Origin of the sequence: Moorena sp. SIO4G3, assembly GCF_010692305.1 — a bacterium.
In the GTDB taxonomy this organism is placed as follows: Bacteria; Cyanobacteriota; Cyanobacteriia; order Cyanobacteriales; family Coleofasciculaceae; genus Moorena; species Moorena producens_A.
The window spans coordinates 34,964-58,417 of the sequence record NZ_JAAHIG010000035.1 but is presented as its reverse complement, the minus strand read 5'-3'; the positions used below and the strand labels follow the sequence as shown (position 1 = coordinate 58,417).

19 protein-coding genes are annotated in these 23,454 nt (G+C 43.0%); 10 read left to right on the top strand and 9 right to left on the bottom strand.

All coding sequences use genetic code 11. The annotated features are described in order from the left end of the window. Positions 1-54 precede the first annotated feature (54 nt). The 4 genes from F6J99_RS09310 (at position 55) to F6J99_RS09295 (ending at position 5,961) form a co-directional block, all read left to right on the top strand. Positions 55-195 carry a hypothetical protein gene (locus tag F6J99_RS09310; protein WP_293112682.1) on the top strand — a complete coding sequence of 47 codons (141 nt, stop codon included), beginning with the start codon at positions 55-57 and terminating at the stop codon, positions 193-195. Between the two features lie 68 nt (positions 196-263). Beyond that, positions 264-1,799 (top strand): hypothetical protein, encoded by a 1,536-nt coding sequence (locus F6J99_RS09305; protein WP_293112681.1) that lies wholly within the window; start codon positions 264-266, stop codon positions 1,797-1,799. 65 nt (positions 1,800-1,864) lie between these two features. Beyond that, on the top strand, positions 1,865-5,722 hold the full coding sequence (cobN, locus tag F6J99_RS09300) for a cobaltochelatase subunit CobN (protein WP_293112680.1): 3,858 nt from the start codon (positions 1,865-1,867) through the stop codon (positions 5,720-5,722). Between the two features lie 113 nt (positions 5,723-5,835). Beyond that, positions 5,836-5,961, top strand: a complete 126-nt coding sequence (locus F6J99_RS09295; protein WP_293112679.1) for a hypothetical protein — start codon at positions 5,836-5,838, stop codon at positions 5,959-5,961. Between the two features lie 55 nt (positions 5,962-6,016). Here F6J99_RS09295 and F6J99_RS09290 read toward each other — a convergent pair whose 3' ends face one another. Together F6J99_RS09290 and F6J99_RS09285 are read right to left on the bottom strand one after the other, a co-directional pair. Beyond that, positions 6,017-7,330 (bottom strand): family 10 glycosylhydrolase, encoded by a 1,314-nt coding sequence (locus F6J99_RS09290; protein WP_293112678.1) that lies wholly within the window; start codon positions 7,328-7,330, stop codon positions 6,017-6,019. 281 nt (positions 7,331-7,611) lie between these two features. Beyond that, positions 7,612-8,784: an AAA-like domain-containing protein gene (locus F6J99_RS09285; protein ID WP_293112677.1), complete on the bottom strand. Its 1,173-nt coding sequence runs from the start codon at positions 8,782-8,784 to the stop codon at positions 7,612-7,614. Between the two features lie 386 nt (positions 8,785-9,170). Here F6J99_RS09285 and F6J99_RS09280 point away from each other — a divergent pair, with 386 nt between their 5' ends. Beyond that, positions 9,171-9,332: a hypothetical protein gene (locus tag F6J99_RS09280; protein WP_293112676.1), complete on the top strand. Its 162-nt coding sequence runs from the start codon at positions 9,171-9,173 to the stop codon at positions 9,330-9,332. Between the two features lie 71 nt (positions 9,333-9,403). After that, complete coding sequence (locus tag F6J99_RS09275; RefSeq protein WP_070395137.1) at positions 9,404-9,721, top strand: DUF4359 domain-containing protein; 318 nt, start codon at positions 9,404-9,406, stop codon at positions 9,719-9,721. Between the two features lie 187 nt (positions 9,722-9,908). Here the strand turns inward: F6J99_RS09275 and F6J99_RS09270 are convergent, their stop codons facing one another. From F6J99_RS09270 to mutS, 3 genes are all read right to left on the bottom strand, one after another. Beyond that, positions 9,909-11,003 (bottom strand): hypothetical protein, encoded by a 1,095-nt coding sequence (locus F6J99_RS09270; RefSeq protein WP_293112675.1) that lies wholly within the window; start codon positions 11,001-11,003, stop codon positions 9,909-9,911. Between the two features lie 451 nt (positions 11,004-11,454). Next, positions 11,455-11,709: a hypothetical protein gene (locus tag F6J99_RS09265; protein ID WP_293112674.1), complete on the bottom strand. Its 255-nt coding sequence runs from the start codon at positions 11,707-11,709 to the stop codon at positions 11,455-11,457. 589 nt (positions 11,710-12,298) lie between these two features. Beyond that, the gene (mutS, locus tag F6J99_RS09260; protein WP_293112673.1) at positions 12,299-15,322 is read right to left on the bottom strand and encodes a DNA mismatch repair protein MutS; all 3,024 of its coding nucleotides are present in this window, start codon (positions 15,320-15,322) and stop codon (positions 12,299-12,301) included. A 611-nt stretch (positions 15,323-15,933) separates the two neighbouring features. Here mutS and F6J99_RS09255 point away from each other — a divergent pair. After that, on the top strand, positions 15,934-16,779 hold the full coding sequence (locus tag F6J99_RS09255) for a tachylectin-related carbohydrate-binding protein (RefSeq protein ID WP_293112672.1): 846 nt from the start codon (positions 15,934-15,936) through the stop codon (positions 16,777-16,779). 425 nt (positions 16,780-17,204) lie between these two features. Next, positions 17,205-17,465, top strand: coding sequence for a MoaD/ThiS family protein (locus tag F6J99_RS09250; RefSeq protein ID WP_009149283.1), 261 nt, complete (start codon positions 17,205-17,207; stop codon positions 17,463-17,465). 56 nt (positions 17,466-17,521) lie between these two features. Here the strand turns inward: F6J99_RS09250 and F6J99_RS09245 are convergent, their stop codons facing one another. Further along, positions 17,522-17,755 (bottom strand): hypothetical protein, encoded by a 234-nt coding sequence (locus F6J99_RS09245; RefSeq protein WP_293112671.1) that lies wholly within the window; start codon positions 17,753-17,755, stop codon positions 17,522-17,524. A gap of 334 nt (positions 17,756-18,089) precedes the next feature. After that, complete coding sequence (locus F6J99_RS09240) at positions 18,090-19,406, bottom strand: recombinase family protein (protein ID WP_293112670.1); 1,317 nt, start codon at positions 19,404-19,406, stop codon at positions 18,090-18,092. Between the two features lie 310 nt (positions 19,407-19,716). Between F6J99_RS09240 and F6J99_RS09235 the strand changes: the two genes are divergently transcribed. After that, complete coding sequence (locus F6J99_RS09235) at positions 19,717-20,949, top strand: transposase (RefSeq protein WP_293112669.1); 1,233 nt, start codon at positions 19,717-19,719, stop codon at positions 20,947-20,949. On the opposite strand, the gene F6J99_RS09230 is transcribed toward F6J99_RS09235, so the two are convergent. After that, positions 20,946-21,317: a VOC family protein gene (locus tag F6J99_RS09230; protein WP_293112668.1), complete on the bottom strand. Its 372-nt coding sequence runs from the start codon at positions 21,315-21,317 to the stop codon at positions 20,946-20,948. The two genes, F6J99_RS09235 and F6J99_RS09230, sit on opposite strands and share 4 nt — an antisense overlap. 312 nt (positions 21,318-21,629) lie before the next feature. On the opposite strand from F6J99_RS09230, the gene F6J99_RS09225 reads away from it, so the two are divergent. Further along, entirely contained in the window at positions 21,630-21,791 is a 162-nt protein-coding gene (locus F6J99_RS09225; RefSeq protein WP_293112667.1) for a hypothetical protein, read from the top strand. Here the strand turns inward: F6J99_RS09225 and F6J99_RS09220 are convergent. After that, positions 21,769-23,253, bottom strand: coding sequence for an Ig-like domain-containing protein (locus F6J99_RS09220; RefSeq protein WP_293112666.1), 1,485 nt, complete (start codon positions 23,251-23,253; stop codon positions 21,769-21,771). The genes F6J99_RS09225 and F6J99_RS09220 overlap by 23 nt on opposite strands. Positions 23,254-23,454 lie beyond the last annotated feature (201 nt).

The window sequence follows — 23,454 nt, the reverse complement described above, 5'->3', positions numbered from 1 at the left end:
TATTGTGATCAAAAGCTAGCTATTATTACTAAAACTTAACAAAACAATATAGCAGTGGAAGTAAAGCTTAAGACATCTTCTGCTCCCTGCTCCCTGCTCCCTGCTCCCTGCTCCCTGCTCCCTGCTCCCTGCTCCCTGCTCCCTGCTCCCTGCTCCCTGCTCCCTGCTCCCTGCTCCCTGCTCCCTGCTCCCTAAAACCCAGACATTTTTACCTCACAAGTGGTAGAATTGCTATAATTATTAAAAGATAAGGAGAATTTTTTTTGCAACACAGCAATCTGGAATTTAAGTTTTTGCCTGAACATCTAAGAAATGGTCAGGTTATTGATATCCCATATCTAGTAAAACGTCTAGATGCTGCCAACGAAGCTCTTAAAACAAAACCATTGGAATATACACTTGAGTCCTTAACTGAATTTAGCCCTGTTGTTAAGGAAAGAAAGCGTTTGCGTGAGACGAATTTTCATGCAAGTCATGATGATCGTGAAAAACTTGATATTCAGTTGAATAATGCCTTCTACTTTAATTCAGAAAATGTAGACTTGGGCGATCCAGATGCTCAATCTATTGTAGAAGCAGCGCGTGATTTCCTTTATCAAGGCGATCGCAATCGACTTTGGTTGCTGCCTGCCTTTGTTGAAAGGGAAACTATTGCTCATGTTGCTACTTACCATCAGCGTTTACTGCCCAGGGGCCGCGTTATCGTTGTTAGTCCCGATCAGAAAACATTGACAGCAGCTGCACCTCATTGTGATGTTGTTATCGATCAGTGCCAGGTTTTGGAACAGATTAATATCAATGCATTACGAGAAGAGGGGTTTTTCCCAAAGCATAGAAATGTTCGCTTGAGTGGAAAAGGAACGACACTTTTAGCTGGATTCATTTGGGCTATGGCTCATGGATTAATTAATGATAAAACCTATATTGGCCATACTGATACTGATGAAATAAACTTAGATTTTTCTGGACCTTATTATCAGACAGATTCAAAAGAAAGACGTCGTGTTAGTCCATATAGACCTGCCGAGTACATGGCAGCAGCAGCGGCATACATGCCAAGCTCTCATAAAATCTCTGTTGTTCAACCTGCCAAAGCAGGTGTGCGAAGAAAAGGGGAAGTCTGCTTGCCAGCATGGATGATGATGGCTAATACGGCAATTGGAGATGCCAAAATGAGGCAGATGGGCTTGGAGCTTTGTCGCGTTGCATGGCCATCTCCTGGAGAAGCAATTGTTTGGGCACCTGTGTATCGAGATATGCCATGGCAGGGAACAACGGGGTTCGATTTGGATCGGTATGCAAAGGCGTTTTATATTGAGATGGGATTTAGTGGGCTTGGAAGTAACGAGAATTATGCATTTGTACAGGTAGGAATTCCTGCTCCCAAAATTGAGAGCTACGGTGTCTCAGAAGTAGATGATATCGGACAAGCTATATGGGCAACAAGTATTTATTCAACACAAGAGCAGTTTGACTACCACCAGTTAATGAAAGAAGGATCAGCCGAATTCGCTCCCGGATATTCTGATGATCTGATTAAAGCATTTAATGAACAGTTTGCTGGTGTAGAACTGCGTGTACCATTCACATGTCCTCCTGAGATTTTACAGGATCATTCTGGAAAACTCTATATTGCCTCTGAGGATTCTAATCCAAATAGAGCAATGTATTGTGCTGGTCCATTCTATTATCCATCACCAACAAGAATGTTGGAAATGGGAGTTATCAATTTAGATAAAGTCAGAGAGGTACCGAATCTGAGCACAAGTGCGAACAAGTTGCCTGGTAGTTTGGGTTGAGCCTTGCCATCTATCCCAGAGTCCATATAGACTCATCTAGAATGGTTAGAGCCGAACACTAAACTATGCATCGCATCGCCGCAACTCCGGGAGGATGGAACCCTGAAGCTGAAGGGGTTATCTTCATCGAACAAACCCCAGCACCGATTATTTTCCTCACTGCTGCTGACACCGATATCCAAACCCTAGCCGCATCAGTATCTCAACTTCCCCCAGATTTCCCAGCTATGCGAGTCGCTAATCTGTTGCAGTTGCAGCAACAACTAACCATTGATACCTATGCTGAGGATATCTTGGCCAAAGCACGGATTATCATTATCAGATTATTGGGGGGACGCTCCTACTGGTCTTATGGCTTAGAAGTGGTGAAAGAAACAGTAGAACAAACTGGCGCTAGGTTATTGGTTTTACCAGGGGATGACCGACCAGACCCTACCTTAACTAGTCACTCCACAGAAACTATTCCGATAGTGAATCAATTATGGCGCTACTTTACAGAAGGCGGTGTTGAGAATTTCACTAACGCTCTGAAATTTGTCGTAGATGTATGCTTGGAGCAAACCAATAATCCACCATCACCAAAACCTGTGCCTCGGGTTGGGGTTTATCCATGGCAATCGGGGATAACCAAACAACCTACTGGCAATCTTAAAGTAGGTATCCTGTTCTACCGTGCCCATTATTTAGCAGGAAATACAGCACCGATTGATGGGTTATGTCAGGCTTTGGTAGAACGGGGCTTGGAACCGGTACCAGTATTTGTCTCTTCTTTACGGGATCTAGAGGTACAACGGGAATTGTTTAGCTATTTCCAAAATCCCGATAGCTCTAGTAGTGCGATTGAGCTTTGCTCACGCTACGCGATCGCAGTGTTGCTTAATACGACTAGTTTCTCCGTGGCTAAGTTGGATGCTGAGGTACATCAGTTGGAGTTGTGGGAACGGCTGGATGTGCCTGTGTTGCAGGTTATTTTAAGTAGTGGCACGGTGGAACAGTGGGAGTCTGGGTTTCAGGGATTGATGCCCAGGGATACTGCCATGAATGTGGCGTTGCCAGAAGTGGATGGGCGAATTATTAGTCGTGCGATTTCCTTTAAGTCGGCGCAACGGTGGAATCCTGCTCTGGAAACGGATGTGGTGGTTTATGAACCAGTATGCGATCGCATTCAGTTTGTAGCAGATTTAGCCATGAATTGGCTACAGTTACGGCAAACCCTACCGAATCAGAGAAAGGTTGCTCTGATTTTAGCGAATTACCCCAATCGAGATGGCAGGCTGGCCAATGGCGTAGGATTAGATACCCCGGCCAGTTGTGTGGAGATTTTAAAAGGGTTACGGGATGCTGGGTATTGGGTTGAGAAGATTCCGGAAACTGGGGATGAGTTGATTGAGTGGTTGACCGCTGGGGTGACCAATGATCCAGAAGGATGGCAGTTACGTTTGGTACGACAAGAGTTGAGTTGGCAGGAGTATTGGGACTATTTTCAAGGATTACCGATAGGGGTTCAAAAGGGAATCCGTGAGCGTTGGGGAGAGTTTGATCTTAACGGTAAAGACAACAAGGATGGAAAGGGAGAGATAACCGAGATTTCAGGATTTCCCATTTCAGGGATTCAGTTGGGAAATGTGTTTGTAGGGATTCAACCCTCTCGGGGTTATGATCTTGACCCAGCTTTGAATTATCATGCTCCGGATTTGGAACCCACTGATGGATATTTAGCATTTTATTATTGGTTGCGGAAGTGTTTTGGTGCCCAAGCAATTGTTCATGTGGGCAAGCATGGGAATTTAGAGTGGTTACCGGGTAAGAGTGTGGCCTTGTCAGAGTGCTGTTATCCAGAAGTAGCCTTAGCAGCCATGCCTCATTTGTATCCATTTATTGTTAATGATCCGGGGGAGGGAGCTCAAGCAAAGCGTCGCGCTCAAGGGGTGATTATTGATCATTTAACCCCTCCCATGACTCGTGCTGAACTTTATGGTCCTCTGCAACAGTTGGAGGGATTGGTTGATGAGTATTATGAAGCGCAGAGTTTGGATTTGTCTCGGTTACCAATTATTCGCGACCGCATTGTTAAACTTATCCTTGACGAGCATTTGCACGAAGATTTGGGGATTGCAGTAGACGACATCGAAGCTGGAGAATCGGAAATTACTAATCAAATTGATGCTTATCTTTGTGAATTGAAAGAAGCTCAAATTCGAGATGGATTACATGTATTTAGTCAATGTCCCCAAGGACGTCAATTGCAGGATTTAATAGTAGCAATTGCTCGTCATCCAGGAAAGACTCGCATCGGCTTAACTCGTGCTTTGGCTCAGGATTTAGGTTGGAATTTTGACCCCCTAACGGACGATTTTTCAGTAGTTAAGGAGATCGCAATAAGTAATATAGAAAGGGAAGAGGTAACAGATAAATTATATAATAAAAAAATCACTGTTGGTGATTTGGTTGAAGTATTGGAAGAAAAAGCGTCTGAATTAGTAGAACAAATCATCACTAATTCCCCATTAGCCATTACTGATTATCGATTACCGATTAGTAAAACAACAAAACAAGAATTAGATTGGATACGCGATCGCCTGTTACCAGCACTACAACAAACTAATCAGGAACTCACCCAATTGTTAAGGGGATTAGATGGCAGATATGTACCGAGTGGGCCATCTGGTGCGCCGACTAGAGGACGACCGGATGTTCTGCCCACTGGTCGCAATTTTTACTCTGTTGATATCCGTGCCATTCCTACAGAAACAGCGTGGGATGTGGGCAGAAAGGCAGCTGAAGTGCTAGTGGAGCGCTATACCCAGGAAAATGGTGAGTATCCCAAAACCCTAGGGATTTCGGTATGGGGCACATCTACCATGCGTACGGGGGGAGATGATATTTCTGAAGCTCTGGCCTTGTTGGGAGTGCGACCGATTTGGGATGGGTCCTCACGGCGGGTGGTAGACTTTGAAATATTGCCAGTGTCTGTGTTACAACGTCCCCGAGTGGATGTGACCTTGCGCATCTCTGGCTTCTTTAGAGATAGTTTCCCCAATTTAATCGACCTATTTCACAATGCAGTAGTTGCTGTGGCAAGCCTGGATGAATCACCATCAGACAATCCTCTAGCAGCCCAGGTGAAACAGGAAACAGACTCTTGGTTACAGGTAGGGTTGAGTCAGTCCCAAGCCCAAATGCGATCGCACTACCGCATCTTTGGCTCAAAACCAGGAGCCTATGGTGCCGGGTTACAAGGTTTGATTGAATCTCAAAACTGGCAAGATGAGCAGGATTTAGCTCGCGCTTACATTAATTGGAGTAGTTACGCCTACAGCTCATCTTCCCCCAAGGGAGCCCCAGAAGCCTTTGAGCAGCGTCTCAAACAAATGCAAATTGTATTACACAATCAGGATAATCGGGAACATGATTTACTCGATTCAGATGATTATTACCAGTTTCAGGGGGGGTTAACCGTAGCGGTGCGGGGGTTAACTGGCAAAAATCCTCAAACCTACTTTGGTGATAATTCTATCCCTGAAAAGCCCAAAGTTCGACAGCTAAACGAAGAGATTGCCCGAGTGTACCGTTCTCGTGTCGTGAATCCTAAGTGGATTGAGGGAGTGATGCGCCATGGTTACAAAGGAGCATTTGAAATGGCAGCAACGGTAGATTATTTGTTTGCCTATGATGCTACCGCTAATTGTGTCGCAGACCATATGTATCAAGGAGTAGCTCAGGGGTATTTATTTGACCCAGATGTGCAAGAGTTTGTCCAACAAAAGAATCCATGGGCATTGCGAGATATGGCAGAACGGTTACTCGAAGCTAATCAGCGGGGATTGTGGCAGTCAGTTGCACCAGAGACCTTAGAGAAATTGAGAGCGATCGCATTACAAGCAGAAGCAGTGATTGAAGGGGAAAATTTTGGCATTGTATAGCTAGGGAACAGGGAACAGGGAACAGGGAATAGGGAACAGAAATATGTTTTATATCAAGTCTGGTTGAATACCCATAATTAAGCGGAGTGTGGGGAGGGTGGGGAGATGGGGAGATGGGGAGATGGGGAGATGGGGAGATAGGGAGATGGGGGTATGGCGAGATTGGGGAGGTTTTTATTAAGCGATGCAGCGCGGTCTTGGGGGTTTCCCCCATGAGCGACTGCATCAAGACAGGGTAATTATCCTGACATGATCTTAACCTTTACTTCGACTACTATAGTTAGAGGCTTAGGTCTATTTAATAGAAAATTGTTTTAACTTAGAAGCTATCTCTTCTGGATTTGTACCATTAGGAAACACTAAAATGCCCTTAATTTTGTTGTTAGCCACTATTTCTGGCAAGCGATGGAATTGTTGATCGGAAATAGCAATTCCATCATAGGTTTCGGCATAATCTACTTCTTTGGTAAAATTTTTATCATTATAAGCTTGAATAAAAACTCGATCTACATTCCATTTTGGCCAGTCAGCAGCAAAATATTTTTTAGCCCAATAAGGATTATGATGACAAAGATCAAAACTAACCTTTGGGTTAGCTTGTTTCATAGCACCGATCATTTCTTGTGAAAAAGTGGTTAGCTTATTAGTGCGATTTACTTTACCTGGCAACTCGGCATGGTAACCCAGATAATCGTCCCATTGGACTGCATCAATTTTAGGATATTTTTGGACAAATTCTACTAAAATATCTCTAAAAAAATTAGCAACTTCAGGAATTTCTACATCAAGAATATAATGCTCGATTCCCGGATACGTGCGGTCAACGCCCGGTACAACCCATTTGCGTTCAATAGCTAAATCAAAAATCGGGCTATTTTTATCTATTTTGATACCTTTTTCAAAGTAAGCATGAACTTCCATGCCGTGTTTGTGTGCTTCATCAATTAGCCAAGTTAACCAGCGGTCGCGAAACAGATTGGGACAACTTTTATAACCAAAGGTTTTTTGCATCACTTCACTAGTGTACATAGGACAAGCATTACCCCATACACCATGAATAATCGTATTAATACCTTGAGAGTGATAATGACGAACTTGTTTTCTAATCTTCTCTTCACTAGCATTATTAGTTACGTTATAACGACTTATATAAATTCCTCTGATTGCTTTTTTCTCCCAAGGAGTTTGAGATTTTTGAGTTGTTTGAGGTTTTTGAGGTTTTTGAGGTGTTATTGGTGTTGAGGAAGCTGGCTTATCATTAGGTTTAACAATTGGTGTTTGAGGTTTTTGAGGTGTTATTGGTGTTGGTGAAGCTGGTTGATTATTAGGTTTAACAATTGACGAATTTGGTAAGGAAGGTGCAGTGGTTACAGGAGGCTTAGTAGGAGCCGAAGGTTCTGCTTCGGCGGTCCTCGAATTTAAACCAGGAATAGTTATTGGGAGATTTTGAGGAATAGCTATGGGGAGATGTTGAGGTAATTTGCTAATAATAGCGAAACCTCCTTGATGGTTCAACCACCAATAACCACCGCCTAAAACCAGTAAGATTAGAGAAATAGGAATATTTGCGCATCCACATCCACTGTTTTCATTATTCTTATTCGACATACTAAACTTATTCCCCAGCAAGAGTTTAATATATTATAGCAATTCTCCTAGTCATGATGTACAAAGTTCTGGGTTTTATGAACCAGGTATCAGGTAAGAGTAAATAGGTAAAAAATGCTGTGTAGCTCATAGCTATACCAAAGGGAATAGGGAACAGGGAACAGGGAACAAAATTCTCACAATTCCTACACGGATTGCTATATCAGAAATGCTATAGTTTAAGTTATACCAAGGGGCTGAAGCCCAAAATCCAGGTATAGCTAGGGTTTTATTCGCTTAAACTAACAGTATGCCATACTAACTCTGGAAGAGGGCAACTTTCGAGGATACGCACGCAGATTCTCTAGTTGTTTGGTAACCCATTCAGGATTAAAAATTGCTTTATATATAGGGTTATTAACCCTTAGCCATCCTTGTTTATTAACCACCAAACCCGATAGCAGCAATTCGTTACACTGTTCGCTGTTATCCATCGGTACATCATCTCCAGCTAAAATCTGCTGATAAAGTCCCAGCAATTTATCAGCATAGTATTTATTACTCAAAAGGCGAGCCGAGATGCTTCGCAAATGTTCGGGTTCATCCTGGGATTCCCAATGATCAATAATGCCAGTGTGTACGATTCTCTCTACCCAAGATGCCTCATTACCAGGAGCAATAGTCAACCCGACTCTTACTGAATCTACTACCAACTGACATAGTTTTTGGGTCAGAAAAGGTTGTCCTCCTGTCCAAGCCAGTATCTCCTTGAGAATTGTTTTAGGGTTACCCCCTGTTTGCTCTAATCCCTTGGCAAGGGGATATGCTTGATGGAATTCAAAGCCATTTAGTTCTATGGCTTTCCCGATATTAAACGGTGTCCGCTTTTTGCCAGTCATCAAATCACTTGGCTTAGCTACCCCGAACAAAGCAAAGACAATGCGCTTATACTCAGGATTAATTGCTCTTTGGTTATAGCAGAATCGGATCAGGGCAAAAAAATCATCAACCGGAAAAGGTAAGTTGAGAATAGTATCAATTTCATCAATAAATATAACAATTTGTTCAGTATTAAATTTGGCCAGCAGGATATCTTCCAGGAAATTACTCAATCGCTGAAGCAGTGAAAGATACTCTTCCTCGTGCCACCAGGATTGTAAATTAAAGTCACCGAATAACTTCAAGCCTCGTACTAACTCAGCAACCACTCCTTTGTACCACTGAGTTGGAGTAATTGTTTCGCTACCGATGCGTGTCATATCAATAGTACTGCATCTTATACCTTCTTGTTCTAGCTGATGTCTGATTCGCACCGATAGAGAAGATTTGCCCATTTGTCTGGGAGCCATCACATAACAAAACTCACCCCTTTTTAAGGCGTTATAGAGTTGGACATCTGCTTGTCTTTCTACATAGCTAGGTGCATCACTGGCTAGACTACCACCGACTTGGTATAGAGGGTAACTGTTAATCATAAACTTGTTAGTAATTTTTCTCTGGTTTGCATAAATAAATCAACAGAATTCACTTATTGTTTCATAAAAAATAACCAGATTACTATAACGCTAATAGATAAAAAATATAATCATAGCTTGTGAATAAAGTGTGAAAATCCCGTAGGGACTGGAATTGTAAAATTTTAGATTTTAGCTAGGTAACGGGGAACTTAATATCGGCGAAAAGAGAATTATATCAAGTCTGGTTAATCATTTGAAAAATAGCCGATTTAGCAGCAATAGCAATCAAGAGCTTAGATTGTCCGGAATACACCCACAACGTAACGAAAAAATATTTAACCAAGGAATTTAACTGGGCTTCCCATCGGTGGAGGTTAGATCAAATCTGCTTGACTAATCATCCTATGGCTGAGTTTGACCCGGTGGGTGGAATGGGCATCTTGCCTGTTTCGGGAATCTTGGTGGAACGGGCATCTTGCCTGTTTCAATTTCCGGGCAGCAACCTAACACTGGCGGTGCGTTACGGGGCGGACTATCCCAAGGCTGGCGGTCGAGGCGAACAATAAGGGCAAGTCCGCCCCTAACGCACCCTACGCACCCTACGCAAGTAATTACCAACATTTAATAACAAGAAATTATGTATCAGCGCATCAATAGCACAGTTTTCTTGGCTTTAGTGTCCAGCATTATGGCACTCACCAATCCAACTAAAGACGCTTATCTTGATCATGCGGCATGGCACTTACACGATACTTACTGCCAACAGAAATCCCTTCCTCTTGGGGTAAAAGCAGCTTGTTTTGTCGGTAAACCTTTACCACCTGATGCAGTTAAGCCAGTAATCGAAAGCTACACTCGTCACCAAAACTATTTCCTTTTCAGTATCTATACCACCAACTTCTGGGGTAAAAAATTTCACACTGTTGGGCTAGGGGGCAAATTTTTGGTGTTTTAATTATATAAGCTATCAGCTATTAGCTCTTAGCTATCAGTTATAGCAAAGGGAACAGCGGATCTGGGAACAGCGGATCTGGGAGTAGCGATGCAGAGGTGCGATCCACGGGTCGCACCTCAATAATTTATAGCTCATAAATTGCAAACCGCTGTACTTAATTCTATCAGAATTGCAGCCCTATAAGAAACTATGATCGTGGAAAATCTTCTATGTCAACGGATTCATAGTCTAATTCAGAGACTGTAAATTTATATCTTTTACCTCGTTCTAAACTCCTGGTTTTGATAGTACATTCTTTAGCATTGCTTCCATCCTTTGTTACTACAGAGCAAGATTTAAACTTTATGTTTAAAAAGTTATTGGTATAGATTCTATCGCTTCCTGATGACAAGTTTTGTATCCTATCATTGATCCAATACTTTACAGAGTAGAGAGTCTGATTGGATATAAGTGTACCAACTTCAGGGGTCTTTGGCTTGAGAAAGCTTCGGATAACGCGGCTCCCACATTTGTACTCAGTAAGAGTCCTGATATCAGCACACAAAGACATAGGAACTTCTGAGTTCATACAAACTGATTTCGTAATAGGATAGGAATCTCTTTGTCTGACATTAATATTTCTTTTAATTACAGCAGTGAACACTCCAGACTCAAGTACACGATCGCGTTCTTTAATCTCGTACTCAAATGTATTCTCGCCGTCTAAAACATGAAAATATTTACTATGATGTCTTTTTCCAAAACTCATCTCTGTCCCTTCTGAAGATCTGCCCTCATAGTACTCTCTGTCAGTGTAAGGATATGGGTCACTAGCCACTCCTCTGGTAATATTTCTAACAATTACACGTCTTTTACGAGCTGCTGGAGTAGTACTGGAAGTAAACCGAGCCTCCCGAGAGGACCAGCTGTAACCTGGGCACTCACCTTTATACTTAGTTTCGTTAATTTCTACTTGATTGAGTTCTCGGCTACCTAAGAACTCCCATCCGATTTCCGGTGCAGGTTCTGTTTCCACATCCTCTTCAATTCCGATTTCCGGTGGAGGTTGTATTTCTAAACCCTCTTTAATTCTGATTTGCAGTGGAGGTTGTGTTTCCGAACCCTCTTCAATTCCTGTTTCCGGTACAGGTTGTGTTTCCGAACCCTCTTCAATTCCTGTTTCCGGTACAGGTTGTGTTTCCGAACCCTCTTCAATGGGCAATTGTTTTAGTGGCGGCAACTGTGCTAGTGAGGGTGCTCTAAAAAATATCAAAATCACACTAATGCTCAAAGCAGCGAGCAAAAAAAATTTGCTAGTTGATGTAATTTTAGGAACTATTTTGTTCCAGTAACGCTTGAAGTTAAACATAAGAACACATTACTTTAGTCAAAGTATTTAAGTTTTTATCAAAGACTTGTTAGATTGTGCAATTAAATTAATCGGATCAATTGGATATGAATTTGGATCTGGATAATTTTCCGAGCACTTCGGATCAGGAATTGATCCGTTTAGGGAGTAGGGCTATTGATTCTAAACAAGTCCTTGAGTGTATTAAGGTGAGAACCAATAAGAGGCTGAACCTGAGTCATAGGATCAAATCTATGCTGATGATAGAAGTTGATGCCAGAGTTTCGGGCAATGGCTCAAATCTTTCCCAGTGCAATACTAGCAAGGCATATCACTAACGAAATCAGAATGAAATAGCCCTGAATGATCAGCACTAGTGAGGAAAGTAGTTTACCATCTTCCTGACCTATCTAATCGTTAGCGAAGACGATGGTAAGTAATTTGCTTGAGGAGCTATCTGTTGAGTGCTGCTATCTTCTTTCTCGATTAATTCACTTATTGTACCTCCAATTAAACCAAAAAAAATCATGGTTATCGAAATGATACATGCGATAATTATATATCCTAAATAAACCCTAAGGGCTAGCCCCATCATATGATCGATTCCATAGTCGATATGCCAATTTCCTTGTTCATCTTGATAGACGTCTTTAACTTTCATAAGTTTCCTCACTCATCCAATAAATTATCAAAAAATACAAATTATATAGCTAACATTCCACACTTAAAACCAAAAATATTTTTATCAATACCAGGAAAATATAGCACTAAAAATTAAGGGTATGACAACGTCTAACCCGATGTAATCAAGCTACAAATGCAATCTAGGAATTGTAGTTTATTTAGATAGCAAAAACCCAAGACTTACAAAGTGTTTGTACACCAAACTTTAATCGCGACCCTTTAGTGTCTCAAGGTTGATACCTATCAAGAGCTACAGGTGATTTAGTATAGCACTAGGCATTCAAGTTAGGACATTGCTAAAAGCTCAAAAGCTTTTTTAGTAAGCTATTGCCTGTTGCCTTGCGCGTAGCGCTATATATAGTCACTGAGCTACTCCCCAAATTGATTGCTTAAGGTCTATTTACTAATCAGGGCTAGCTCAGAAATTTATGAAATCGGATATTTTTTGGGTAAGGGCAGTGGCCAGGAATGCCTTAGCTTAGCGGCTCCTAAGTCCCATCCCATCCGCGTTGACTGATAAGCTGTGTTAATTGTGTCGCTGTTAATCAAATCACAACCATGGTGGCTTAGTCATCAAAAATATCCAACTGTTCGATGGTCACCCCTTGGTCTGTCAACTTTTGGCCAGTTGCGTCCCTAGCTGACAATTGTTTGCCAATCCCCTTGCGCAACCCCAGGGCAATTTTACTGTGCTTCTCAATTTGCTTCATCACCTGCTTCGCCCGCTTAATCACTGAGGTTGGTAAACCCGCTAAACGTCCTGCCTCAATGCCATAAGAACGGTTAGCTCCTCCTGGCTGTACCTGATGCAAAAAGATGATTTCATCGGCTAACTCTTTTACCGTCACTTGATAATTAGCGACATTGGGCAAAATCGACGCTAACTCATTCAACTCATGATAATGGGTAGCAAAAATCGTCCGTGCCTTAATTTCCATAGCCAGATACTCCCCGACCGCCCAAGCTATGGAAAGACCATCAAAGGTTGCTGTGCCTCGACCAATCTCATCCAACAAGACTAAAGACTTATCGGTAGCATGATTGAGAATATTCGCCGTCTCGTTCATTTCCACCATAAACGTAGACTGGCCTGTTGCTAAATCATCCACCGCACCGACTCTGGTAAAAATGCGATCGCAAATCCCCAAACTTGCTTCCGATGCTGGCACAAAACTTCCCACCTGTGCCATCAACTGAATCAATCCCACCTGACGCAAATAACAACTCTTCCCACTGGCGTTAGGTCCGGTCAAAATAATCAAATCAGGATTATCCGTTTCGGTTGAAGGTTGAAGGTTAGCAGGTTGAAGGTTAGCAGGTTGAAGGTTAGAAGGTTGAAGGTTAGTGTCGGTTGCAGGTTGAAGGTTTGCAGGTTGAAGGTTAGTGTCGGTTGCAGGTTGAAGGTTAGTGTTGGTTGCAGGTTGAAGGTTAGAAGGTTGCTCGTTATCTAGTTGCTCGTTATCTAGTTGCTGGTTAGAATTTTCAACGTTCAACTCGGAATAACCTTCAACCTTCAACCTTCCAACCTTCAACTCCCCGTCAACCTTCAACTCCTCTTCAAGCTTCAACTCCCCTTCAACCTTCAACTCCCCGTCAACCTTCAACTTGTTTTGACCTAAAGACGCGGAATTGGGCACAAACAAACCACTGGGCAAGGACTGCTCTACCACTGGATGCCGTCCATCTATAATCCGAATTTCCCGGCTTTGATCCATATCGGGACGACAATATCCCTGATAAACAGCGACCTCTGCTAATCCACACAACACATCCAACGCTGCTACTGCCCGAGACACACCCCGAATCCTGTCAGCTTCCAGCGCTACCTCATGGCGCAAACCTACAAAAATTTCATACTCTAAACGATTCAAATCCTCCCGGGCCGTCAGAATCCGTGCTTCCCTTTCCTTCAGCTCTGGGGTTATGTAGCGCTCTTCATTAACCAAGGTCTGCTTCCGAATATAGTTATCTGGTACCTGAGCTGTTTTAGCACGAGGGACACTAATGTAATATCCAAAAGTCTTATTAAACCCTACCTTCAGCTTGGGAATATCTGTCTTTTCCCGCTCCGTCACTTCCAAATTGGCAATCCACTGTTGATCCTCCTCGGCTTGAGCACGCATTTCATCCAACTGCTGGTTGACCTGAGGCCGAATTAATTTCCCCTCAGTCAGATGCAACGGTGGTGACTCTACCAGATGCTCCTGGATTGTGTGCCCTAACTCTTCCAATTGTGGCGGTACATTCTGCATCACTTTCAGATAGGGAGAAGACCCATAAGCGGCTAGGTCAGCTAATTCCGGTAACCTCAAGAGAGAATCCCCTAGGGCGACTAAATCTCTAGCATTCGCTCTACCAGAACTTGCCTTCCCTGTCAACCGCTCCAAGTCATAAATTTTCCGAAGCAGCTGCTGTAAGTCCTGGCGCAGTCCAGTATTATCCACTAATTCGGCAATCGTATCATGTCGCGCCCGGATTCCCTTAATCTCTAGTAATGGTTGTAGTAGCCAGCGCCGCAATGCTCTACCTCCCATGGCTGTACTGGTTCGATCGAGAGCCCAAAGCAGGGAACCGTTAAAGGTGTTATCTCGGACAGTAGCAGTAATTTCCAGATTGCGGCGAGTCTGGTGGTCGAGAATTAAATAATCAGCAATGGTATAGGTACGTAATATCTGTAACGCTACATAATTTTCTTTTTGGGTATCTTTCAGATATTCCAACAATCCACCAGCAGCACGGACACCAAGGGGCAGATGTTCACACCCTAAGCCTTCAAGCGATCGCACTCTGAACTGTTCCAACAGTCGCTGTCGGGCTTCGGCCAAGGTAAAGTGTCGTTGGGGACGGAGTGCATAACAAAATGAATTTGGTAAACAATCCGGTAAACTCTCAGAGGTCTGACCAGGTCGTAGCATACTCCCCAAATCGGGAGCATTGGTGGGAATTAATACCTCCGACGGCTGCAAGCGCATCAATTCCTGAACCAGCAGGTCTAACTCTCGGTCTTGAGTAGTCAGAAATTCCCCAGTGGAAATATCTGCATAGGCTAAACCCCAATGATTCTTAGCAATCACTACTGCTGCCAGGAAATTGTTACGACGAGCATGGAGCATCTCCTCTTCCATCAAGGTACCGGGGGTAAGAACACGGGTGACTTCCCGGCGCACCTGACGTCCTTCTTTGGCTGCTACTGAGGCATCTTCCACTTGGTCACAAATTGCGATCGCATAGCCTTTTTCCACTAGCATGGTGCTGTAGCGGTCTAAAGCATGGTGAGGAACCCCTGTCATTGGCACCCGTCCCACTCCCTTACCTGCTTCTTTGCTAGTTAAGACCAGTTCCAGGGCTTCAGAAATTATCCTGGCATCCTGAAAGAAGGTTTCATAGAAGTCCCCAACTCGGTAGAGCAGCACAGCATGGGAATACTGGTCTTTTAGTTGAGCAAAATGCTGCATCATCGGTGTCAGCTTACTGCGGTCCACTGTCCGATGGTCAGTATTCTCAGGCGCAACTTTCCTTGCTGCTTCAGTTGCCCTTTTCGGAAGGTTATCGTTGGATTCGGGAGTAGATGCTTGAGGGGATCTGCTCATTTACTAAGCTAGAAATACCAATATTCTATCCTAATCGGTAAATCCAATTGATCTTCAGTTTCTTAGATTAATTTCCACTAAGGGGTTATTACTCTATCGCCATAGTTTTATCAATACTAGGGAGTAGAGTAAACACATGTCATTGATTGATTCATCCCTATAGTGTTTATTTATTTACTTGAACACTATAGGTAGAAAATATCTTGTCAATAAGCACAATAATACCGGGTTTATTGAGAACTACCCCCAGTTTGTTGACAAGATGCGCTTACCCTGACATTGTCGCCCCGCCAGGTCTAAATTATTCTAAATTATTCTAAATTATTCTAAATTATTCTAAATTATTCTAAATTATTCTAAATTATTCTAAATTATTCTAAATTATTCTAAATTATTCTAAATTATTCTAAATTATTCTAAATTATGTGTATCTTTATGACTTAGCATGTGTATTTTGATAGTTAGCAATTCCCTTGCTGATGCCCCTATAAGTTGGAATAAATTAAACAGCTTTTGATGACAGTATTGTGTTTATTTAAAATCTTCTCTGTTTATTAAGAGGTTGGGAGGGAATCGAATCACACTTATACAAATGAAAAGGTGTTATACAAATGAAAAGTGTCATCAGACGTCGAAGGTTTTTGGTTGTACTCGCTACCATGACCGGGCTAACAACCTTGACCCCTGTTTTGACTCAAGGTAAGTCTTGTTTTCAGATTCTTTATGCCTTGAAGCCCAACGGTCAACTGTCCTACTATAGCTATAGTGGTCTACCGAATCTTAATAACTTTCAGAATCAGGGTGCGGAGACGGTTATTTCAAACGGTTGGAAGCAATTATATAGTAAAGTTTTTTCCGGAGGTTCTGGAGTTTTGTTTGCTCTAAAGCCCAATGGTCAACTATCCTATTATAGCTATATTGGTCTACCGGATCTTAATAACTTTCAGAATCAGGGTGCGGAGACGGTTATCTCAGACGGTTGGAACCAATATAGTAAAGTTTTTTCCGGAGGTTCTGGAGTTTTGTTTGCTCTAAAGCCCAACGGCAAACTGTCCTACTATAGCTATAGTGGTCTACCGAATCCTAATAACTTTCAGAATCAGGGTGCGGAGACGATTATTTCAGAGGATTGGAACAAATATAGTAAAGTTTTTTCCGGAGGTTCTGGAGTTTTGTTTGCTCTAAAGCCCAACGGTCAACTGTCCTACTATAGCTATATTGGTCTACCGGATCTTAATAACTTTCAGAATCAGGGTGCGGAGACGGTTATTTCAAAGGGTTGGAACCAATATAGTAAAGTTTTTTCCGGAGGTTCTGGAGTTTTGTTTGCTCTAAAGCCCAACGGTCAACTGTCCTACTATAGCTATATTGGTCTACCGGATCTTCATAACTTTCAGAATCAGGGTACGGAGACGGTTATTTCAGAGGATTGGAACGAATACCAGAATATCTTCTAGGGTCAGCCAGGTTTATAGCTCAGGGTAAGAGCATCTCAATCACGCGCTTACTAAAGGAAGCAGCGGCATTCGCATCTAAATGGCAAAACCCTGATCCAGTAAGGATTTCATCAATTGATTCATGGGTAGGACTCGATCCCTGAAATCCTCACCCCGCCAGCATGTACAAAAATAAGATGCGAATGCCGCTGGACTAGCTATTTGATCAATCTAGTCAAATATGTCACTTAGGTTTTACAATACTTTTGAATTAGGGTACATACTGCTTTGATCCTCAGGGTGCATCTATATTATTGGATTTTCTTTGATCTTATTGGTCAAGTTTTTGGGTCTGAGTCTCGTCAGGGAGAAGATAATAAAACAGCATTTAACACAAAAAAATAGCAAATTCATAGCAATTAGGGAGCTTGATAACTACTTTATCTATGTCTGAACCATCAATTACCGTTACAGTCAAGCTTTTTGCTGCCTATCAAGAAACCTATGGCTTGCCAGAACTCCAGTTAGGATTTCCCCCTCAAACATCAGTATCAGCCGTGCTAGACCGTTTACTGAGTGAACACCCAGAACTGGAGCAATGGCGTGAAGTGACCCGCTTTGGCATCAATCTGCAGTTTGTTCCCCCCGATACCCCCTTGCAAGATGGGGATGAAGTGGTTCTGATTCCTCCTGTTAGCGGTGGCTAATCGATTATTGTGCCTGCAAGCCTTTTGCCTCCAAGGGCTGTGTTTCTAATAAAAACTCAGAAAAATTGACTGATATGTAGGGTTGCTTCACCATGATCAGGAATCCAGGATACCCAGTGCTCTTCTGAAACCTGGCACAGCAGTAGCGCTTCATCAAAGCTATAGGGATTAGGTAGCTCTAACAGATGTACCCAAGTCTGAGGTTGGAACGGTTCCTGGGATTGATCTAAGTTGGGATTAGGGGAGCTGTTCCAAGTTGGGGTTTGGGTCTTTGGTTCTAAAAGTTTCATGGTTCTCTCATCAAGGTAAAAAAATTCCCGTCTACCCTAGCTGAGACTGCTTCGAGCCAAAATCTTCCCAGACAATGGGTAAACCTTAACTATTTTCTGTATTTAATTTTACAAAAATAACTGAACAGGACTAGCTTTGTGAAAGCTAATGTAATTTATCTTTGGATAACTTTACAGGATGCGTCGCGAAAGGGCGTTGGTTAAAATAGGAGTAATTTGTCGGTGGCAAATGGCTGATAGCTGATAGCTGATAGCTGATAGCTGATAGCTGATAGCTGATAGCTGATAGCTGATAGCTGATAGCTGATAGCTGATAGCTGATAGCTGATAGCTTCTAAAAAATAAACACAAGTTGCAGCTGCCATTCCTTTACCTGACGCAGGATTTCAATTTTTTGAATAAACTCCCGAAAGTAAAACCGACGCTCTGATTCTGATAAGTCAATCCAGAATTGAGGAATGGATACTGTCTGAGCGATCGCTTTTAAATTCACTGGCGGCAAAGCAGCTAGCTGCTGCTGCAATTGGGAAATTTCTGTCCGTAGTTTGTATGCTCGTAAATCAGCAGTTTCTTGATCAAGCACCCCACTAGAGGTTAACAGAGGTAGCTGCTCTAAATTATCTTTTTTTTGAGTAATTTTACCCTGAAGGGATTCCTTGACCCCATCCAAGCTGGGAGAATTCATAGCAGCAACAGCACGGGGTAATTCCTGACAGATCAGTTGAATGGTCTGCTCCAACACCTGTTCATAACTAATAGCACGACATTTGGGATGCTGAGGACAATTGATCGGACGTAGGTAGAGATATTGTTTGTTTTTACGATATTGAGTAACACTAACAACGGTCATCCCCGATTGGCATTCCTGACAAACCACCAACCCTGCCAAAGAACGGGGAGCACTGGCGGTTCGAGGAGGTAATTGTCGGTTGCGCCTGAGCAGTCGGTCAATCTGTGCGGCTTCTTCCCGATTCAAAATGGCGCTATGGGTATCGGAAATGACCTCACCATTTTTTTGATAGCCAAGGTCTCCCCGATAGACTGGATTTGTCAGCCAACGACGCCCGGTAGTCACGGAAATCCGTTTACCATATTTTTGCTCTAAATACCGTACTGCACCCCGCAAGGAACCATAAAGCAGAAACTGTTCAAAAAAATCCTTAACCACTGGTGCAGTACTGCGGTCAATTAGATAGCGGTCTTTGCCCCGCCGATAGCCATAGGGGGCTTTTCCTGGTGGGGGTAAGGCTTTGAGGCGATTACGAGCATGTCCTTGCCGAAGGCGGCGACTGTTGACTTCCTGCTGGATTTCGTGTAAGAGCTTCAGTAAACTAGCACGAATCGTAGTGTAGTTGGTAGCATCCGTTAGCTGAGCAGAATTGTAAGATTGCTCTGTGGCAACCAAGCAAACACCAAGGGTTTCAATTTGGCTAATGCGATCGCTAATTTCAGCTAAACACTCTCCCAGTTCTTCCAGGCGACGAATTAGCAAGTAATCAGGGGGTTGAGCTTGGCAATCCGCAACTAACTGTTGCCACTGCTGACGTCCTCCCAAATCTAGATAGACCTGATCCACCTCCAAACCCCAAACTGCTGGGTCAGGCACTGGGTCAAGTAGGGGATTGCTGTACAGGTAGGCAATAGTTTTCATATATCCTCTCCATACCTACTTTAACCCCTAAGTGCTAATCGTACTAATCTGACCGAAAAATCTAAGGGCGCAAGCCCCTGGATTCCATCCCGGAGACGAAACCTGATTGTGAGTGGAGCCTTTATGGTTGGCAGGCTATGCATAAAAAGGTTAAAACTTATTGATTAAGGCTCCACTCTCCTTACGGTAACTTCAAACCATGGGGTTAGCCCACAGGGAATTTATTTCCTAACTGTCCCTGGAACTTTTGCTCGCTCGTTATCGACTATAATAGTAAGTAAGGTAAGCAACCAAAGGAGGTGATTTAAAGGTGCTGGTCATGGAGTTCAAGGCTGTCCTAAAGGAGCCTCAAAAATTGGCAATAAATGAAGCAATTAGGACGGCTCGTTTTGTCCGAAACAAAGTGCTAAGGTACTGGATGGACAATCGAGGAATAGGCAAAAAAGAACTCTATCGTTACAACACCCAAATAAGAGACGAATTCGCTTTTGTTAAAGACCTGAATAGCCATGCTTGCCAAGCCTCGGTAGAAAACGTAGAACGGGCAATCAAGCGGTTTTATAATAACTGCAAGAAAAAGCTTCCAGGCAAAAAGGGTTATCCCCGCTTCAAAAAGCACTCTCGATCGGTCGAATATAAGGAGTCTGGTTGGAAGTTATCCCCAGACAAAAAGTCAATCAAGTTTACCGACAAGAAAGGAATCGGAAGCCTTAAACTTAAAGGCACCTGGGACTTGTGGCGTTTCGATCAGAAGCTGATCAAACGGGTTCGGATTGTCCAAAGGGCTGATGGTTATTATGTCCAGTTCTGCCTCAAAGTAGACAACTCCGTTCCCGTTCGCGCAGCGTGGCCTAGAGCCTTAAAACTAGAAGCGACTGGCTTTACTGTTGGACTGGATGTAGGTTTGAAAGAGTTTTATACCGACTCTGATGGGTATGCCGAACCTAATCCTAGATTTTATCGAAAAGGCGAGAAGCGCCTGAAGTTTTATCAACGTCGGGTTTCCCGAAAAAAGAAAGGCTCTGCTAACCGTAAAAAAGCCATTAATAGACTAGGTAGGACACACCTCAAGATAAGTAGGCAGCGTGAAGAACATGCAAAGAGACTGGCACGTTGCGTAATCCGGTCTAACGACCTGGTCGCCTACGAAGACTTAAGGGTAAAAAACTTAGTTAAAAACCACTGTCTCGCCAAGTCTATTAATGATGCAGGTTGGTATCAATTTCGTGAATGGCTGGAATATTTTGGTAAAAAGTTTGGTAGGATAACTGTTGCAGTAAATCCTGCTTATACTAGCCATAATTGTTCCAGTTGTGGCGAGGTCGTGAAAAAATCTTTGTCAACTCGAACCCATGTTTGTCAATGCGGGTGTCAGTTAGACCGCGATCATAATGCCGCGAAAAACATTCTCACAAGAGCCTTGAGTACTGTGGGGCACACAGGAACTTTTATCAACGCTCGGGGAGAGGATGCCTCTACTCTTCTTGGCTCCGGCCTGGGAGAGCAAGTAACCTCGTTGAACCGAGAATCCCCTGCCTTCTAGGCATGGGGAGTGTCAATAATCTCAATAATATTACCATCTGGATCTTGGGTAAACAATGCCGCACGACCAGACGAGCTCAATTGAATCGGGTAACCATGAGCTTGTAGAGATTCCTTAGCTTCATCTAAATTTACGACACTAAAGGCAATGTGGGGATTACGACTCCATTTTTCAGGATTTTTTAGGTCAACTTTAGCATTAGGATTAACCATCAAGTGAATTTGGAATTGACCAACTTGGTACCAAGCACCAGGAAATCTCAGCTCTCGATCAACTTTAGATAATCCCAAAATATTACCGTAAAAATGCTCTGCCTTTTCCAAATCAGAAACTAAAACAGCAACATGAAGACACTGATTAATTTCCATAGTCTTTTACTTTAAGGTTACAGGTTGAAGGTTTTAATGTTGAAGGTTTTAATGTTGAAGGTTGAAGGTTTTAATGTTGAAGGTTTCAAGGTTGAAGGTTGAAGGTTTCAAGGTTGAAGGTTGTTTGGTTTGAAGGTTGAAGGTTGTTTGGTTTGAAGGTTGTTTGGTTTCAAGGTTGTTTGGTTACAGGTTTAAGGTTTGATGGTTTAAGGCGACAGGTTTAAGGTTATAGCACTACCAATTAAGGTTAGTGCTATTCATCTACTGACAGCTGACCGCTGAAGGCTGAATGCTTCTTACAACCTACTAACCTTGGCCTATTGGCCACGCTTCGCGAACAACCTACTAACCTTCAACCTACTAACCTTCAACCAGCTAACCTTCAACCTACTAACCTTGGCCTATTGGCCACGCTTCGCGAACAACCTACTAACCTTCAACCTGCTAACCTTCAAGGTAGCCAACGAGCATTAAATCCAGTTAGGAGTGGTTCCGCTTCAAGCTTCACTGGAGTATCTGAAGATGTATCATCCTCTAAAGGTAATAGCCAGAGTCTAGCATTGGCAATTATTTGTCCTTCATCAGTGATCAAACCTTCCTCAGATGACTGTTCAGGGACTATTTGATCAAAGAGTATACCTAAGTCATCTGGGGACAAACTCATATGAACTTCCTGTTGCTCCGGTAAAACTATCAAGCGCTTTAAGGTATACTCATTCTTGTCATTAGGTTTAAGGCTAATCGCTGCTAGGAAAGGTTCTTCTTTGAATTCTTCCCCAACAATGAGTTGGCTGAGCAGACAATAGAGAATCTGGTTTTGCGCCGAGAATTCACAACTATGGACAGAACCAGTGGTGCGCAGTATCTCTTGCTCAGAGCCCTGGTTTTTGACTAAAAATAGCGATCGCGTATAGTCAGAATTAAACTTCACCATCACTGCTGCTGAACCATCCTTAGCAAAGTTTATAACCATGCCAAACTTCGGTAAAAAGTCTAGGGGTTGAGCATTTGGTGTCAAGGGTAAAATGCCCACTCCCTGACCTTGAGCCATCGCGATGGCGTTGCTATCAGGAGTAATTAGAAAATCTCCTCCTGGTTCATGGTCTAATGGTCTCAGTTTGGCACCAGGTTGTATGGTCCACAGCCCAAATTCCGAAGGATTACTCCGACTGACCCGCTGCACCACAATCGTTTTACCATCAGCAGACAAATCAAACTTCAGATTCTGGTAGTCTTTGCTATCGAGAACCTGCTCAACTTTACCCGCAGAGTCTGAGGATACGGTCGCTTGAGCTGGGGCACGAGTAGATATGCCGGTGGTCACAGTATATAATTTTGCGGAGAGCAAGTCCTGTTCTTGATTCTGACTTCTAACACCAGAAAAAAGAATTCGGCTGCCATCAGGATAGAACTTAAAGTCCATAACCAGCAAATCTGGAGGCGTCAAGATAGTTTTTTCTTGGCGAGTGAGATTATAGAAAATTAATCGCCCCTGTTCTTCTGCTTTAACACCCACATAGGCAAAGGCTCGGTCACGGGTACGGAAGGATGCCTTAAACGGTTCCATGGCAGTCTTATTGCCAGGCTTAGCGAATTGGTCTACTGCCCCAGTGAGCTGGAATTGATACTCGGTACCATAGGGTAAAGGAAGCAGCGGAGTATAAGCCATTTTACGTCCAGCCCAGCTAATTTTGCCCGGGATGGGTGGAACAATGTTCAGATTCGCTTCTACACTAGTCTGATCCATAGGACGGCTGAAGGTTAGGATAAACGCTTTATCCTCCGCACCCACTTGTTTATCTTGCCACGTAAATTCCCGTACCCTGGGGGCAGTGCGATCGCCAGTCCACAGTAATATACCAATCAGTAGACTCAGTATAACTATGACTGCCCCAGCAGTACGGTCAATGGGTTGAAGAAAGGTTTGAATCTTCACGGTTTGAGTTGCTACTGATAGTTTAATCCCTTGAACTCTTCTAGCTCAGTCATTGATTTCTATGAGGGGCTTTACCCCCAATTTTATTTACCAAACGTATCATAGATTTGTTGCCTAAGCCCTGACTAACTAATCAGTATAGCCAATCTGTCAGTATAGCCAATCTGTCATCGCCTCAAGCCAATACCCCAGTATTAGTCA

Bases quoted from the DNA above. Each gene is read 5' to 3' on its own strand.
- cobN (WP_293112680.1), top strand. From the start codon at position 1,865: ATGCATCGCATCGCCGCAACTCCGGGAGGATGGAACCCTGAAGCTGAA.
- F6J99_RS09295 (WP_293112679.1), top strand. From the start codon at position 5,836: ATGGGGAGATGGGGAGATGGGGAGATAGGGAGATGGGGGTATGGCGAG.
- F6J99_RS09290 (WP_293112678.1), bottom strand. From the start codon at position 7,330: ATGTCGAATAAGAATAATGAAAACAGTGGATGTGGATGCGCAAATATT.
- F6J99_RS09285 (WP_293112677.1), bottom strand. From the start codon at position 8,784: ATGATTAACAGTTACCCTCTATACCAAGTCGGTGGTAGTCTAGCCAGT.
- F6J99_RS09280 (WP_293112676.1), top strand. From the start codon at position 9,171: ATGGCTGAGTTTGACCCGGTGGGTGGAATGGGCATCTTGCCTGTTTCG.
- F6J99_RS09275 (WP_070395137.1), top strand. From the start codon at position 9,404: ATGTATCAGCGCATCAATAGCACAGTTTTCTTGGCTTTAGTGTCCAGC.
- F6J99_RS09265 (WP_293112674.1), bottom strand. From the start codon at position 11,709: ATGAAAGTTAAAGACGTCTATCAAGATGAACAAGGAAATTGGCATATC.
- mutS (WP_293112673.1), bottom strand. From the start codon at position 15,322: ATGAGCAGATCCCCTCAAGCATCTACTCCCGAATCCAACGATAACCTT.
- F6J99_RS09255 (WP_293112672.1), top strand. From the start codon at position 15,934: ATGAAAAGTGTCATCAGACGTCGAAGGTTTTTGGTTGTACTCGCTACC.
- F6J99_RS09250 (WP_009149283.1), top strand. From the start codon at position 17,205: ATGTCTGAACCATCAATTACCGTTACAGTCAAGCTTTTTGCTGCCTAT.
- F6J99_RS09245 (WP_293112671.1), bottom strand. From the start codon at position 17,755: ATGAAACTTTTAGAACCAAAGACCCAAACCCCAACTTGGAACAGCTCC.
- F6J99_RS09240 (WP_293112670.1), bottom strand. From the start codon at position 19,406: ATGAAAACTATTGCCTACCTGTACAGCAATCCCCTACTTGACCCAGTG.
- F6J99_RS09230 (WP_293112668.1), bottom strand. From the start codon at position 21,317: ATGGAAATTAATCAGTGTCTTCATGTTGCTGTTTTAGTTTCTGATTTG.